The organism is Streptomyces purpurascens (genome assembly GCF_045040895.1).
Lineage (GTDB): Bacteria > Actinomycetota > Actinomycetes > Streptomycetales > Streptomycetaceae > Streptomyces > Streptomyces purpurascens.
In genome coordinates this window covers 935,448-950,221 of sequence record NZ_CP108341.1, presented here as the reverse complement: position 1 = coordinate 950,221, position 14,774 = coordinate 935,448, and the positions used below count along the sequence as shown (strand labels likewise).

Annotated in this window: 11 protein-coding genes; 8 read left to right on the top strand and 3 right to left on the bottom strand. The window is 72.6% G+C overall.

Annotation, left to right across the window (positions count from 1 at the left end):
- Positions 1-10 precede the first annotated feature (10 nt).
- From OHU35_RS04335 to OHU35_RS04320, 4 genes are all read left to right on the top strand, one after another.
- A complete protein-coding gene (locus OHU35_RS04335; protein WP_405504728.1) occupies positions 11-802 on the top strand; it encodes an HpcH/HpaI aldolase/citrate lyase family protein in 792 nt (263 codons plus the stop codon).
- Entirely contained in the window at positions 799-1,977 is a 1,179-nt protein-coding gene (locus OHU35_RS04330; protein ID WP_405504726.1) for an exo-alpha-sialidase, read from the top strand. Before OHU35_RS04335 ends, OHU35_RS04330 begins: the two co-directional genes overlap by 4 nt.
- 150 nt (positions 1,978-2,127) lie before the next feature.
- Complete coding sequence (locus OHU35_RS04325; protein ID WP_189730454.1) at positions 2,128-2,901, top strand: carbonic anhydrase; 774 nt, start codon at positions 2,128-2,130, stop codon at positions 2,899-2,901.
- 126 nt (positions 2,902-3,027) lie between these two features.
- Positions 3,028-4,047, top strand: a complete 1,020-nt coding sequence (locus OHU35_RS04320) for a LacI family DNA-binding transcriptional regulator (RefSeq protein WP_189730456.1) — start codon at positions 3,028-3,030, stop codon at positions 4,045-4,047.
- Here OHU35_RS04320 and OHU35_RS04315 read toward each other — a convergent pair.
- Positions 4,044-8,009, bottom strand: coding sequence for a glycosyl hydrolase (locus OHU35_RS04315; RefSeq protein ID WP_405509173.1), 3,966 nt, complete (start codon positions 8,007-8,009; stop codon positions 4,044-4,046). The genes OHU35_RS04320 and OHU35_RS04315 overlap by 4 nt on opposite strands.
- A gap of 208 nt (positions 8,010-8,217) precedes the next feature.
- Here OHU35_RS04315 and OHU35_RS04310 point away from each other — a divergent pair, with 208 nt between their 5' ends.
- The 3 genes from OHU35_RS04310 to OHU35_RS04300 all read left to right on the top strand — a co-directional run bounded on the left by OHU35_RS04310 (position 8,218) and on the right by OHU35_RS04300 (position 12,472).
- Positions 8,218-9,489 (top strand): MFS transporter, encoded by a 1,272-nt coding sequence (locus tag OHU35_RS04310; protein WP_405504724.1) that lies wholly within the window; start codon positions 8,218-8,220, stop codon positions 9,487-9,489.
- A 15-nt stretch (positions 9,490-9,504) separates the two neighbouring features.
- The gene (locus tag OHU35_RS04305; RefSeq protein ID WP_405504722.1) at positions 9,505-10,968 is read left to right on the top strand and encodes an arabinose isomerase; all 1,464 of its coding nucleotides are present in this window, start codon (positions 9,505-9,507) and stop codon (positions 10,966-10,968) included.
- 244 nt (positions 10,969-11,212) lie between these two features.
- A complete protein-coding gene (locus OHU35_RS04300; RefSeq protein WP_405504720.1) occupies positions 11,213-12,472 on the top strand; it encodes a cation:proton antiporter in 1,260 nt (419 codons plus the stop codon).
- Between the two features lie 8 nt (positions 12,473-12,480).
- Here OHU35_RS04300 and OHU35_RS04295 read toward each other — a convergent pair whose 3' ends face one another.
- Both OHU35_RS04295 and OHU35_RS04290 read right to left on the bottom strand, forming a co-directional pair.
- The gene (locus tag OHU35_RS04295) at positions 12,481-13,140 is read right to left on the bottom strand and encodes a response regulator (RefSeq protein WP_405504718.1); all 660 of its coding nucleotides are present in this window, start codon (positions 13,138-13,140) and stop codon (positions 12,481-12,483) included.
- Positions 13,137-14,102, bottom strand: a complete 966-nt coding sequence (locus OHU35_RS04290) for a HAMP domain-containing sensor histidine kinase (RefSeq protein WP_405504716.1) — start codon at positions 14,100-14,102, stop codon at positions 13,137-13,139. Before OHU35_RS04290 ends, OHU35_RS04295 begins: the two co-directional genes overlap by 4 nt.
- Before the next feature lie 338 nt (positions 14,103-14,440).
- Here OHU35_RS04290 and OHU35_RS04285 point away from each other — a divergent pair, with 338 nt between their 5' ends.
- Positions 14,441-14,728, top strand: coding sequence for a DUF3040 domain-containing protein (locus OHU35_RS04285; RefSeq protein WP_189730468.1), 288 nt, complete (start codon positions 14,441-14,443; stop codon positions 14,726-14,728).
- Positions 14,729-14,774: the final 46 nt, after the last annotated feature.

Sequence of the window (14,774 nt, the reverse complement as noted above, 5' to 3'; positions counted from 1 at the left end):
GACTCTCCTCATGGCAACCGGCCGCACCCCAGCCGAGTTCACCGCCGCCCTGCGCGCCCGCGAACAGCTCATCGGCTACTGGTCCCTGCTCGACTCACCCGTCGCCGCCGAGCGCCTGGCCCGCCTCGGCTACGACTACCTCGCCTTCGACGCCCAGCACGGACTCTTCGGCTACCAGGGCATGCTCAACAACCTCCTGGCCACCGACACCAAAGGCAGCACCGCCGTCGGCATCGTGCGCGTGGAGGCCAACGACCCCACCCACATAGGCAAAGCCCTCGACGCCGGCGCCACCGCCGTCATCGTCCCGCTGATCGACAACGCCCAGGACGCCGCCGACGCGGTCGCCGCCGTGCGCTACCCGCCACTGGGCCGCCGCTCCTACGGACCCATGCGCGCCCAGCTCCGTATCGGACCCCACCCGGCCGACACCCACGCCCAGACCGCCGTCCTCGCCATGATCGAAACCGCCGACGGCCTCGCCGACGTCGAAGCCATCTGCGCCACCGACGGCCTCGACGGCATCTACGTCGGCCCCTCCGACCTACGCCTGGCACTGGGCGCAGCCACCTCCACCGACCCCTCCGTACAACAGGAATTCGAGCAGGCCCTCACCCGCATCAGCAAAGCGGCCGAAGCGGCCGGCATCGCCGCCGGCATCCACAACGCCGACGGCACAAGCGCAGCCCACCGCCTCACCCAGGGCTACACCTTCGCCACCGTGGCCTGCGACCTCATCCACCTGGAACAGGCGGCCGCCGGCCACCTGTCCGCCGCGCGTCAGGCGGGCGAGGCCCGATGACCATCTCCGACGGCACCCTGCGCCCCCACCCCGACCAGCCGGGCCGCGCCGAGACCCACCTGGCCGCCCCCGCCGTGCAGAACCACGCCGCCAACCTCACCGTCCTGCCCAGTGGCGACCTGGGCTGCGTCTGGTTCGGGGGCACCCAGGAAGGCGTCGCCGACATCTCGGTGTGGTTCTCCCGCCTCGCTCAGGGCGCCGACACCTGGTCTCTCCCCGTGCGTCTCTCCGCCGACGACACCCGCTCCGAGCAGAACCCGCTCCTGTTCCCCGCTCCCTCGGGCGAGCTCTGGCTCCTGCACACCGCACAGCGCGCGGGCCACCAGGACACGGCCGAGGTCCGGCTGCGCGTCAGCCACGACGAGGGCGCCACCTGGGGCCCGGCCCGCGTCCTGTTCCCGGCCACCGAGCAGGGCGGCGTGTTCGTGCGCCAGCCGGTCGTCCAGGTGGCGTCCGGTGAAAGGCTGTTGCTCCCCGTCTTCCGCTGTGTGGCCACTCCCGGAACCTCCTGGTCGGGCGACCGGGACACCAGCTCCGTCATGATCAGTGATGACGGCGGACGCACTTGGCGCGAACGCCCCGTCCCGGGCAGCACCGGCCTCGTCCACATGAACATCCGCCCACTGCCCGACGGTTCACTCCTGGCCCTCTTCCGCAGCCGTCGCGCGGACGCCGTGCACAGCAGCGTGTCGTACGACGAGGGCGAGACCTGGACCGAACCGCGCCCCCTGGACCTGCCGAACAACAACTCCTCGATCCAGTTCACCGTGCTGGCCGACGGCAGGCTCGCCCTGGTCTACAACCACAGCAGCGCGGCCGACGCCGTCGCCCGCCGCGTCTCGCTGTACGACGAGATCGACGACGGGGGAGTGGCAGGGACACCCGCGGAGACCGCCCCCACGGGCGACGCGTTCTGGGGCGCCCCCCGCGCCCCGCTCTCCCTGGCCCTCTCCCCGGACGACGGACGCACCTGGCCGCTGCGCCACGACCTCGAAACCGGCGACGGTCACTGCCTGACCAACAACTCCCGCGACGGCCTCAACCGCGAGCTGTCCTACCCCTCCCTCGCCCGGACACCGGACGGCACCCTCCACATCGCCTACACCCACCACCGGCGCACCATCAAACACATCCGTCTGGACGGCGACTGGCTGAAGCGGGAGTTCCCGGCCTGATCACCGAGGGTCGAACCCTCGCCGCGTCCCGCGATTTGGATCAGTCCTTCCCCCGCGCTGCATCAGCGCTGTACGGGTGCTAACCGGCCGCCCGCGACAGTGGCATCACCGGCTCCCACCAGGGGAGCGGCGATCACAGGGGACGGCTACATGGGTACCGCCGGAACACCACAGCGCAGGGCCATACTCACCGGTGGGCTGGCCGCCACCACCGCGGCTCTGCTCACCGCCTGTTCGTCGAAGACGGACTCCACGGCCAAGGGGACGGCAGCGGCCGCGGGAGCGAGTACGTCTCCCTCTCCCGTCGCGGCCGCGCGGCCGGACTCGCCCTGGGCGGCGTTCGCGCGGCTGATGGACGGCAACAAGCGCTGGGTCGACGGCAGGCTCCAGCACCCCGACCGCGACCCGAAGCGGCGCGAGTTCGTCGCCGAGGAGCAGAAACCCTACGGCGTGATCCTGTCGTGCATCGACTCCCGGGTGCCGCCGGAGCTGCTCTTCGACACCGGGCTCGGCGACCTCTTCGTGATGCGCACGGGCGGACAGGTCGTGGGACCGGTCGTCGTCGGTTCCGTGGAGTACGGGCCGATGACGTCCGGCACCCCGCTCATCGTGGTCCTCGGCCACCAGCGCTGCGGTGCCGTCAAGGCGGCGTACGAGGCGCTGCGCGACGGCAAGGAACTGCCCGGCAACCTGCAGTCGATCGCCGACGCGCTCGCGCCCGCGTACGAGGAGACAGCGAAGGGCAAGCACGCCGACCCGGTCGACGCCATGACCCGCGTTCACATCAATCAGACCGCCGCCGGTCTGCGTTCCAACAAGGACCTCGCCCCGATGGTGAAGAAGGGTGACCTGGCCGTCGTCAGCGCCTACTACTCGCTCGACACCGGCCGGGTGGACGTCCTCACCGGCGCGCCCTCCGCCTGATTCGGAGCCTGATGCGGGCACAACGGAGACCGGGCGGGAAAAACGTTCTACGCCCGGTCACGTTATACTTGCGGCGCTCAAGGAGGCCGCCGTCGTGCCTGGTCGCACGGCCGCAACAGCGAGGGGGTGGACGCCATTCCGGCACGCCCCGCCCGCATCCAGGACGTCGCGGCCGCCGCCGGCGTCTCGGTGTCCACGGTGTCGAACGTGCTCAACCGGCCCGAGCGGGTCACCGAACGGACCGCCGAGCGGGTCCGCGTCGCGGTCGCCGCGCTCGACTACGTCCCCCACCCGGGAGCAGCGGGCCTGCGCACCGGCCACTCCTCCGCCATCGGGCTCGTGCTGCCCGACGTGACCAACTCCTTCTACGCGCGCATCGCACGCGGCGCGGCCGACGCGGCCTACGACCACGGCTACTCCCTCGTCCTCTGCCACAGCGGCGACGCCCCGGAACGGGAGCAGGGCTACTTCAGCATGCTCGTCGAGCAGCGGGCGGTCGGCGTGGTCGTCGTGCCGCTCAGCGCCGACCCGGGGCGGCTGGCCCGGCTGCGCGAGCGGGGCATCCCGCTGGTCCTGGCCGACCGCGCGATGCCCGACCGGGAGGGCTGCTCGGCCTCCGTCGACGACATCGCCGGCGGCCGCATCGCCGTACAGCACCTCCTCGACAGCGGGGCGCGCGACATCCTCGTCGTCAACGGCGAACGCGGCATACGCCAGTGCGCCGACCGGTACCAGGGCGCCCGGCAGGCCGTCCGCAGCCGGCGCGAGGCACGGCTGGACCAGGTCGTCGCCGAGCGGATGACCGTCGCGTACGGCACGCAGATCGCGCGCGAGCTCGAGCACCTGCCCGACGGGGTCTTCTGCACCAACGACTTCCTCGCGGCCGGCCTGTGCCGGGGGCTGACCGAGCGGGGTGTGCGCATCCCCGAGGACGTGCAGGTGGTCGGCTACGGCGACCTCGACGTCGCGAGCTTCGGGGCGACGGCCCTGACGACGGTCCGGCAGCCGGTCGAGGACCTCGGGCGGGCGGCCGTGGAGATGCTGCTCGACGAGATCGAGGCCCGCGCGGACCACCTCCACGAGACCCGCGTCTTCGCCCCCGGCCTCGTCCTGCGCGACTCCACCCGGCCGCCCGCCGGCAACTAGCCGTCGGACGGCACCCGCAGTGTCACCGGACCCAGCAGCCCAGACGACAGCTGGGAGTCGAACGCCCAGGCGGTCGGTGTGGCCTCCGCGAGATACGGCGCCAGCGTGCCCCGGACCGTCACCTCCACCCGGACGGTACGCCCGGCGGCGCCGCGCAACGGGAAACGGTACGGCGCGCAGAACGCCTCACCGGCGAACTCCCCGTCGACCGACACCTCCACACTGCCCCGCACCCGCCCGAGATCCAGCACGGGATCGGGCCCCGGCGGCACCTGAAGCGCACGCGCGTACGTCACGCCCCCGCTCCAACCGCCCAGCCCCAGCTCACGCCAGTCGCCGAGCGGCAGCGGCGCCGGTACGGTCCGCACCCGCACCGGCCCGCGCCAGGCGGAGCCGCCCCGCAGGAACGCCGTCGGCTCGGTGACCACCTCGACCGGCGTGGGCGCCGGAAGTGGTTGACGAAGTGTCAGCCGATGTCCCTCCAGGGGCGATTCCGGGCCCACCCCGACACGCACGCTCGCGGGAAGAGCCAGCGGCAGGTCGAGGGACACGGTGCCCGCCGGCACCGTGAACCGGAAGCGCTGCGGCGACGCGTGGACATCGTCCGTGGACCGCGACGGCCATACGGCGCCGGCGAGCACCGGCCGGCCGGTGAGCCACCCGGTGTCCGGCAGGGGGTGCGGCCGTACCACGGCGTGGCAGTGCCGCACCTCGCCCCGCCTGCGCTCGTCCTCGACGGTCCGCCCCCGCCACCCGCCCGTCCCTGCCTCCCAGCCGGCGCCGCTGACCAGGGCCGTCACCCCGTCCCCGGACCGCACCACCAGGTCGACGAACACCGCGTCCCGGGCGTCGGCGCTGTCGGACACGACCTCCAGGGTGTGCTCGCCCGCCCCGAGCGCCGGTTCGTGGCGGAAGAACTGCGGCACGGCGCCCCAGTCCGCCTCGTAATACTCGACCTTCTCCTGCCGCGCCACGACGTCCCCGTCGAGCAGCACGGTGACCGTCGAGGCGGCACCCACCACGAGCACCGCCCGCGCACCCTCGCCCGGGACCCGCAGCCGCGCGCGGTACGTCACCCGGCCGTCCGGCCGCACACCGTCCGGCGGGCGCATGAACCGCGGACGCGGCCCGAGCCCGCCCGGCGCGGACAGGCAGAAGAAGCTGCCCAGCGGGGTGCCGTCCTCGGCCGAGATCGTCGAGGGGCGGCTCTGGGCGCCGGACAGTTCGTACTCGAGGACGTTCCGGGCGCGGGTCACCGTGACCCGGGCGGACACCAAGTACCCCTCGCCGTCCGGGTCCAGCGACTCGCCGTTCCACCACACCCGTTTACGGGCCTCCGCGCCGACGTGCAGCTCGGCGGGCCCCCGGTGGTCGGTCTCCACGACCGTCCGGACCCGGGCGGCCGTCGCGCCGACGGGCACGGGCACGCGGACGAACTCCTCGTTCACCAGCCCCTTGAGGCCCAGCAGCCCGCCCGGATCCGGGATGCCCCGGCTCGACGAGTACACGGCGACGTCCCAGCCCGCGTCCGGCGGTACGAGGGGCAGCTCGCCCGCCAGGACCCGTTCGGCGCTGACGGCGTCCAGCGGCTCGGACACCTCGCCGAGGGGCACCGGGGGCAGGACCCGGACCCGGTTGCCGTACGTGGCCCTGGCAGGCTCCCACACCGCGCCCTCGGTCCACTCCATGGTCCAGATCTGCGGTTCGTCCACGGACGATCCGGGGGGCAGCGCCAGATCGCCCCAGGTGTTGTCCAGGGTGGGGATCAGCCGGCCGTGCCAGCCGGCCGAGAGGTCGAGCACCCGGTCGGGCGACTCCCGTTCCGGCGGCGTCGGTGCCGGGCGGCCTTCACGCCAGACGACCAGGGCCGCGGGGGCGCCGTCCAGCGGCACCTCGACGGTCGAGACGGCGCCGTCGGCGGAGTCGGACACGGTGACGCGTGCGGGACGGCGGGAGCCGGTCGCCGGGTCCCAGACCTCGGCCTCGGTGACCTCGGCCCGCACGGTGACGGACGAGGTGCCGACGGCGAGGCCCGCCGGGGAGGCGCCGGTCCGCAGCGGATGCGCGCCGATCTCCGGAAAGGCCGCCGTGACCAGCGCCACCGCCTCGTTCCCCTGCCGCCTGACGAGCAGCGGCACCTCACCGGTGGCGTACCCGGCCGCGTCGGCCACCGCCGCCGCACCGGCCTCCGGGTCGCGCACCCGCTCCAGCCGCGGATGGGCCAGCAGGGCCGCCACCGCCGCGTCGTCACCGGACCGGCCCGCGGCCGTCCCGGGTGGACGCCCCACGACCACGACCCGCCCTCCCGCGTCGAGCAGTTCGGCCAGCCGCCGCGCCGTCTCCTCCTCCAGCACGCTCGCCGAGGGCAGCAGCACCGCGCTGTACGCCAGGTCCCTGACGCGCAGGGCGCCGTCGGTGGCCTTGGCGCGCTGCACCGAGTCGTCGTCGACGACGTCGAAGGAGATCCCGTGCCGGTCCAGGCTGCCGACGTGCGGGGCGAGCCAGTTGTTCGTGCCGCACAGGTCCAGGTAGTGGCGCTGTGTCTCGTCGGCGTCGGCATGGCCGTCGCCCAGCCGGCCGTCGCCGAAGTGCTGGACCGGCGCGTCCAGCGGGATGAGCGCCTGCATGGTCGCGGTCGGGTGCAGGACCGCCACGTCGGCCGCGTAGCTGCCCCAGCACATGATCGAGCAGATCCGGGCCACCGCCCGGGAGAACGCGGGGTACTGCTTCCAGTAGGGCTGGCGCCAGTCGGTGGACGGCGGCGCCCACTCGAACCAGCCGCCCGCCGTGCCGAAGTAACTGGCGTGCGGGTTGTACAGGTTGGCGCCGCTGCGCAGGAACGGCAGCAGCCAGTGGTAGGTGTCCTCCAGCGTGCCGCCCCAGCCGGAGGAGTGGAACGCCTCGATCCACACCCGCTCGTGGCCGTAGAGGTGGGCCAGGGAGGAGTGCACCTTGGCGTCACCGTGGTGGTCGCTGCCGGCGGCGCTGTACCAGCGGTGCGTCCGGAAGTAGTCGGTGTAGATCTGCGTCGACTGCGCCGGGTAGCCCGCGCGGGCCGGGTGGCTCTGGTCGCTGCCGAGCAGCAGGCCGCGCTCACGGTGCCAGTCGGCGAGCGGCCTGAACAGCGCCTCCTCGGTGAGCTCCGCGCGCACCGCGTAGTAGTCGGCGCGGATCTTCCCCTCCGGCACGGTGGCGTGCGTACCGAACAGGGCCGGCAGGTGGTCGAGCAGGTCGTAGCCGCGCCGGGCGCGGAACTCGTCGGCGAAGCGGTGGCTCCACGCGTTCGTGCCCGGCAGTTCGTCCTGGAAGCTGCCCGCGATGACGGTGCCCAGGTACTCGGGCACACGGCGGTCGTACTCGTGGTGGACGGTGTCCATCAACAGGCCCACGGCGTGCGGGTCGAGGTAGTCGAACGCCGTGGGGACGGTGGTGACGAGCCGCACCTCGGTTCCGTCGGCGGCGGCGACACCCACGGGGCCCGGGCCGTCCGTGGCCAGATCGAGGCGCCGGCCCTGCGGGGTGTACGCGGCCAGCGGGGTCTCGGTTTCACTGACGGCGACCGTGCCCCGGGAGACGGTGAGGTCGTGACAGCGCAGCGCGCGGCCGGCCGCCTCGGGATGACGCCGTGTCACACCGCCCTGCACATTGGCGCCGGAGAACCCGATCTGGTCGTAGAACCACAGGCGCGTGCCCAGTTCCGCGGCGATCTCGCAGGTGTCGGTGAACCGCGCCCACCACTCCTCGCCGAACCACGCCGGCTCGTCGGCCCGGGCGCCGAACGTCGGGCCGGCCGGGGCCAGGTTGATCACGACGAGGTTGTGGACACCGCCCTGTGCGAACGCCCGCAACTGCCACGCGAGGCGCTCGCGGGTGACTTTCGCGCCCGACCACCACCACAGGGGAGTGGGGCCGAAGTCGCGGGGCGGGTCGTCGAACAGGCGCTGGAGCGCGGGGGAGAGCACGGACACGGTCCTTCCCCTGAAACGTTTTTAGGCCACCTTCACCGTAGGGGGCCTGGGGCGATCACGCCATATCCCGGAACGGTGCCGCGGCAGCCGACGTCATCTCACCCATGTGCGCGCGACATCTTGTTGCAACGTTTTTCTCGCCCTATATTCGCTGCGACCAGGCCCCCGGAACCGCGATGTCACCAGACGACGGAGTCGCATCATGGCCGGTACCCGCCCCATCCCGAAACAGCTCTGGAAGGCCGCCGCCCTGTCGGGCATGGCCTCCTATCTCGACGCCGGGCTGATCGTCAGCATCTCCGTCAACCTGGCCATCTACCGCGACAGTTACGACATGGGCGTGTGGATGGCCGGTGCGATCAGCGCGATCGTCACCGGCTGCATCGCCGTCGGGTCCCTCGTCGGCGGACGGCTCGCCGACCTCTTCGGCCGCCGCCGCGTCTACAACTGGGACATCTTCTGCTTCGCCCTCGGCGCGATCGTCATCACGCTGGCCCCGGACGACATCACGCTGCTGATCGGAGTCCTCGTCGCGGGGCTCGCGGCCGGCGCCGACCTGCCGACGTCCCTGGCCGTGGTCTCGGACGCCGCGCCTTCCTGGGCCCGGGGCAGGCTCGTCGCCTTCACCCAGGTCATGTGGATGCTGGGCATCGCCGTCGCCATCGCCCTCGGCTTCGTCCTGTCCACCTCGGGCATGACCGGGGCCCGGCTCATCACCGGACAGCTGGCCGTCGCCGCGCTCGTCACCTGGGCCTTCCGCTCCCGTCTGAAGCTGCCCGACGAGCCGTCAGAGACCGGAACGGACGCGGCCCCGCAGGGTGTCTCCCTGAAGAACGTCTGGACGCGCGCCGCCCTGCTGCCGATGACCGCGACGTTCGTCTTCTACGTCACCTGGGGCCTCGGGGCCAACACCTTCGGCCAGTTCGGCACCTATCTGCTCGTCACCGTCAGCGACGCCTCGCAGAGCCTGGCCACCGGAATCAACCTGGCCTTCATCCCGATCGGGGTGCTGCTGACCTTCGCGTTCGTCCGCGTCGCCGACAGCCCCTGGCGCGACCGGCTGTTCCACGTGGCGGCGGTGGTGCAGATCCTCGCCTTCGTCATCGCGTCCCTGACCGCGGGCGCGCTCGTCGGCATGCTCGTCTTCTTCGTCCTCTACCAGCTCTCCAACCCCTTCGCCGGGGAGGCGAACTACAAGGTGTGGTCGCAGCTCACGCTGCCCGCGGACACCCGGGGCACCACCCAGGGCCTGACCTACGCCCTGTCGCGGGGCGTCTTCGCGGTCGCCGCGTTCTTCACCCCCGCCCTGGCCGACTACAGCCCGTCCGTCCTGCTCTGGACGATCACCGCCTGTATGACGGTGGCGGCGTTCGCGGGCGTGTTCATCATCCGCGTCCTGGTGCCGCGTGCCTCCGGTGCGGTGCGTGACAGAGCCGACCTGCGTGTCCCCACCCCTGATCCGCAGCAGACCTGACAAGGAGCACCGACCATGGCAACGACCGTCGGCCGCACGGCCGTTGGGACCGCCGCCCTGCACGACCTGCTCCCGCCGGTCACCCGCCGCCGCACCCGGATCGGACTGGTCGCAGGCGGACTCGGCACCTACTGGCCGCAGTTCCCCGGGCTCCTCCCGCAGCTGAAGGAGTCGGCCGCCTATGTCGCCGAGCGCTTCCGGGGGATGGACGCGGAGGTGACCGACGCCGGATTCGTCTCCGACGCGCAGGAGGGCGCGCGGGCCGCCGAGCTGCTGCGCCGGGCCGACTGCGATCTGATCGTGCTGTTCCTGACGACGTATCTGACGTCGTCGATGGTGCTGCCGATCGCGCAGCGCTCGCACACGCCCGTCCTGGTCATCGATCTCCAGCCGAGCCAGCGGATGGACCACGCGACCTTCGACACCGGCGACTGGCTGGCGTACTGCGCCCAGTGCTCCGTCCCCGAGGTCGGCAACGTCTTCCGGCGCGCCGGCATCCCCTTCCGGTCGGTCTCGGGATGGCTGCGCCAGGAGTCCGCCTGGCGGCGCATCGAGCAGTGGATCCGGGCCGCGCACATCCGCGCCGCGCTCCGGCACGCCCGGCACGGGCTCATGGGGCACGTGTATCCCGGCATGCTCGACGTGCAGACCGATCCGACGCTGCTGGCCACGACGTTCGGCTCGCACGTGGAGGTGCTGGAGTTCGACGACCTGCGGCACCGGGTGGAGCGGGTGACCGAGGCGGAGACCCGGGAGCGCATGGCACTCGCCCGGCAGGTCTTCACCCTCGACGACAGCGTGGTGGACGAGGACTTCGCCTGGGGCGCGACCGTCTCGGTCGCACTGGACCGCCTCGTCGAGGACTTCGGGCTCGACACCCTCGCCTACTACCACCGCGGCCTCGACGGCGAACTGCACGAGCGGCTCGGCGCCGGCATGATCCTGGGCGCCTCCCTGCTCACCGCCCGGGGCGTACCCGCGGCCGGCGAGTACGAACTGCGCACCAGCGTCGCCCAGCTCGCCTCCCAGAGCGTCGGCGCCGGCGGCTCCTTCACCGAGATCCAGGCGCTCGACTTCGAGGACGGCGTCGTGGAGATGGGCCACGACGGACCCGCCCACCTCGCCGTCAGCGCCCGCGACCCCCTGCTGCGCGGACTCGGCGTCTACCACGGCAAGCGCGGCTGGGGCGTGAGCGTCGAGTTCGACGTCCGGCACGGGCCCGTCACCCTGCTCGGCCTCGGCCAGGACGCCGATGGCAGCCTGTCCTTCATCACCTCCGAGGGCACCGTCGTCCCCGGACCGCTGCTGGAGATCGGCAACACCACCAGCCGCGTCGACTTCGGCCGCGACCCGGGCGAATGGGTGGACGCGTGGAGCGCCACGGGCGTCGGCCACCACTGGTCCCTCGCGGTCGGCCACCACGCGGCCGACTTCCGGGCGGCGGCGAGCCTGCTGGGCATCGAACACCGGGGCGTATGACGGGGAGATGGGTGTCGTCCCCACCCGGAGATGGGTGCGGGCACCGATGGTGACGCCACCGGTGTGCGTGTGAGGCTGGCAGCGTCGCCGAGGCTTTCGTGCCGGTTGTCATGGCCGCGGCCTCGGTATGCGCCGAGAGGCGGACGACGCTGCCCGTTCAGAGCCCCCCTCGAAGGAGGAGCCCCTATCCATCCCCGCAAGGTGAAACGATCCGCCCACCGCGCTCCCACGAAGGCGGTGACCCGTGGGACACGCTGACAGCCTCCTCGCCATGGGCGGTGCCTTCCTGGCCGCCGCCTTCCTCGCCCGCCTCGGCGGCAGGATCGGACTCCCGACGATTCCGCTGTTCATGCTCGCGGGCATCCTGCTCGGCCCGCACACCCCGGGCCTGGTCATCGTCGAGGACGCACACGACTTCGAGATGCTCTCCGCGCTCGGACTGGTGCTGCTGCTGTTCTACCTGGGCCTTGAGTTCCACCTCGACGACCTCAAGAGCGGCGGCCGGCGCCTGCTGACCGCGGGCGGGATCTATCTGCTGCTCAACGTCGGCGCGGGTCTGGCCTTCGGGTTCGCCCTGGGCTGGGGCGTCCGGGAGGCGCTGGTGCTCGCCGGTGTCCTCGGGATCTCCTCGTCCGCCATCGTCACCAAGATCCTCATCGACCTGGGCCGCATCGGCCGCCCGGAGACCCGTCTCATCCTGGGCGTCATCGTGGTCGAGGACATCTTCCTCGCGCTGTACCTCGCCGCGCTCCAGCCGGTCATCAGCGGCGCCCAGGGCGTCGGGGACATGGTCCTCCAGGGCGCCAAGGCCTTCGGCTTCCTGCTGGTCCTGGCCGCCGCGGCCCGCTACGGCACCAAACTGGCCGGGCGCCTGATCGTGACCCGCGACAGCGAACTGCTCGTCATCAGCTTCCTCGGCGCGGCGGTCCTCGTGGCGGGAGTCGCCGAGGTCCTCGGAGTCTCCGACGCCATCGGCGCGTTCATGGTCGGCCTGATCCTGGCCGGCACCTCCTCCGGCCCGCGCATCCGGGAACTGGTGCACCCGCTGCGCGACGCCTTCGCGGCGATCTTCTTCTTCGCCTTCGGCCTCTCCATCGACCCCGGCGACATCCTGTCCGTCGTCGGCCCGGTCGCCGCGGCCGCCGCGCTGACCGTCGTCATGAACGTCATCGCCGGACTCCTCGTCGCGCGCGTGTACGGCTACGGCACCGAGCCCGCCGCCGAGATCGCCACCACCCTCGTGGCCCGCGGGGAGTTCGCGCTGATCCTGGCCGCCATGGCCGCCAGCGCCGGACTCGACAACCGCCTCGCCCCGTTCATCGCCGGATACGTCCTCGTCCTCGCGGTCCTCGGCCCCATCGCCGCCGGCCGCTCGGCCCTGCTCGCCCGCGCGCTCCGGTCCGCCCAGCACCTCCTGCCGGGCCGCACGGCCCCGACCTACGACATCGAGCCCCAAGCCGACCCCGCACCACCGGCTCCCCAGCCGGCCGAGGCCGAGCGCTGACGGCGGTCTCAGGGCTCGATCAGCCCCACGCGGATGGCGTAGCGCGTCAGCTCCAGCCGGTCCTTCAGGCCGAGCTTCTGGAGCAGGTTGGCGCGGTGGCGCTCCACCGTCTTGGGGCTGATGACCAGCAGCTCGGCGATCTGCTGCGAGGTGTGGCCCTCGGCGACGAGCTTGAGGATCTCCTCTTCACGGTCCGTGATGGCCCGGGAGGGCGGTGCGCCGCCCTCCCGGGCGCGGTCGAGGTAGTCGCGGACGAGCGCGCCGACGGCACCGGGATACAGGAAGGGCTCGCCCCGCATGGTGGCCCGGCACGCCTCGACGAGGTCGCGGTCCGCCACGGACTTGAGCACATAGCCCGAGGCACCCGCACCGAGCGCCTCGAAGAAGAACTGCTCGTTGTCGTACATGGTCAGGATGAGGATCCGCGTCCCGGGGCAGGTCCGGGACAGCTCCCGGGCGGCCTGGAGCCCCGTCAGCCGGGGCATGGCGATGTCGAGGACGGCCAGATCGGGCCGGTGCTCACGGGCCCGGGCGACGGCCTCGGCACCGTCGTCCGCCTCGGCGACCACGGTGAGATCGGGTTCGGCGTCCAGGATCAGCCGGACACCCCGCCGCACCAGGGCATGGTCGTCGGCGAGCAGGATGCGGGTGGGGGAGGAGTCGGTCATGGTCGGCCGTTCCGGTCGGGGTCGCGTACGGGCACGGGGACGGTCAGGCGTACTTCGGTGCCCTTCTCCGGGCCGGGGCCCAGGCTGAGGTCGGCGCCGACCAGCAGGGCACGTTCACGCATGCCGCGGATGCCGGCTCCCTCCGGCGCGTCGCCGGTGCCCCGTCCGTCGTCACGGAGGCACAGCCGCACGCCCGTGGCGGTCCGCCGCAGAGCGAGCTCGGCGTGCCGCGCCCCGGCGTGCCGGGCGACATTGGTGAGCCCCTCCTGGGCAACCCGGTAGAGGACGAGTTCGGCCTCCCGGCCGAGCGGCGGCAGATCCGCGTCCAGGCGGTGCCGTACGGACAGGCAGGGACCGCCGAAGTCGGTGGCGAGGGACTTCAGCGCACTCGACAGACCGAGTTCGTCCAGCACACCGGGGCGCAGCCGGCGGGCGATACGACGGATCTCGTCCAGACCGGCCCGGGTGGTCTCCTGCACCTGGCGCAGCTCCTCCAGCAGGTCGGGCGGGGCATGACCGGCCACCCGCTTGAGTTCGAGCAGAACGGCCGTGAGGGTCTGACCGACCTCGTCGTGCAGCTCCTGGGCGATACGGCGCCGCTCGGCCTCCTGGGCGGACAGCACCCGGGCGCTGCTCGTGGCCCGCTCGTCCTCCAGCCGGTCGAGCATCGTGTTGAAGGTCGTGATCAGCTTGGCGACCTCCGCCTGCCCGCCGACCGCCGGACGCCGACCCGGACGCAGCAGGTCAATCGTCGTCATGGCCCGCGTCAGGCGCTGGAGCGGGGCGAGCCCGACCCGCAGCAGCAGGGCGTTGGCGACGAGCATCGCGGCCAGCCCCACCGTCAGCACCGCGGCCTCCGTGAGCAGCACCGGCGTGGAGACGGTCACGGGCCCCAGCAGCAGCGCGGTCGCCGTGATCAGCACGAGGGCGTTCAGCAGGAAGATCCGCCAGAACAAGGGCACCGCGTACCGCCTCCACCGACCTGTCAGCCTCCGTCATCCCTCCAGCGTGTGCGCTGCCCGGCCCCGCCGCCATCCGTGACACCACCCATCCTCGAGGCGAACACCGGTCTCCCGGCACGGCGTTCGTACAGTGCGGCCACCGGGAAGGATGAGGGTGGGGCCTGATGGCGGAGGCCGCTGGAGGGGGGAGAAGCTGAAGCCCTGGTGAGACCGGCCGCGCCGTGCGTCGGAGGGCCGTCTCCCTCCGCACCGTCACGTGGCCCGACACCCCCAGGATTCGCCATGGCCTCGGCCGTGCCCTGCCTCGAAGCGCTGTCGGGTTCCGGGAAGGAGAAGCCGTGCCCCAGTCCGGAGACGAACGTCTCGTCGACCTCGAAGCGCGACTCGAGCGGGAGGACCCCAGGTTCGCCCGGGCCCTGCGGTCCGGCCGCCCGGCCCGCCCCCGGGAGTACCGGCGTACCGGCGCCTGGTGGGGACTGGCACTGGGCGTGGCCGTCCTGGGCTCCGGCATCGCCCTGGCCCAGGGGCTGCTCATCGCGGCCGGGCTGGTCGTGGTCGGCATGTCGGCCCAGCTGGTCGATCCGGACCCGAGCCGCCTGGGGCGTCAGGGCCCGAGGAGGCGGTGACGCCACGCTGAGCGGCGTGGCCGCCGCGCCCAGGCGTGAGACGGCG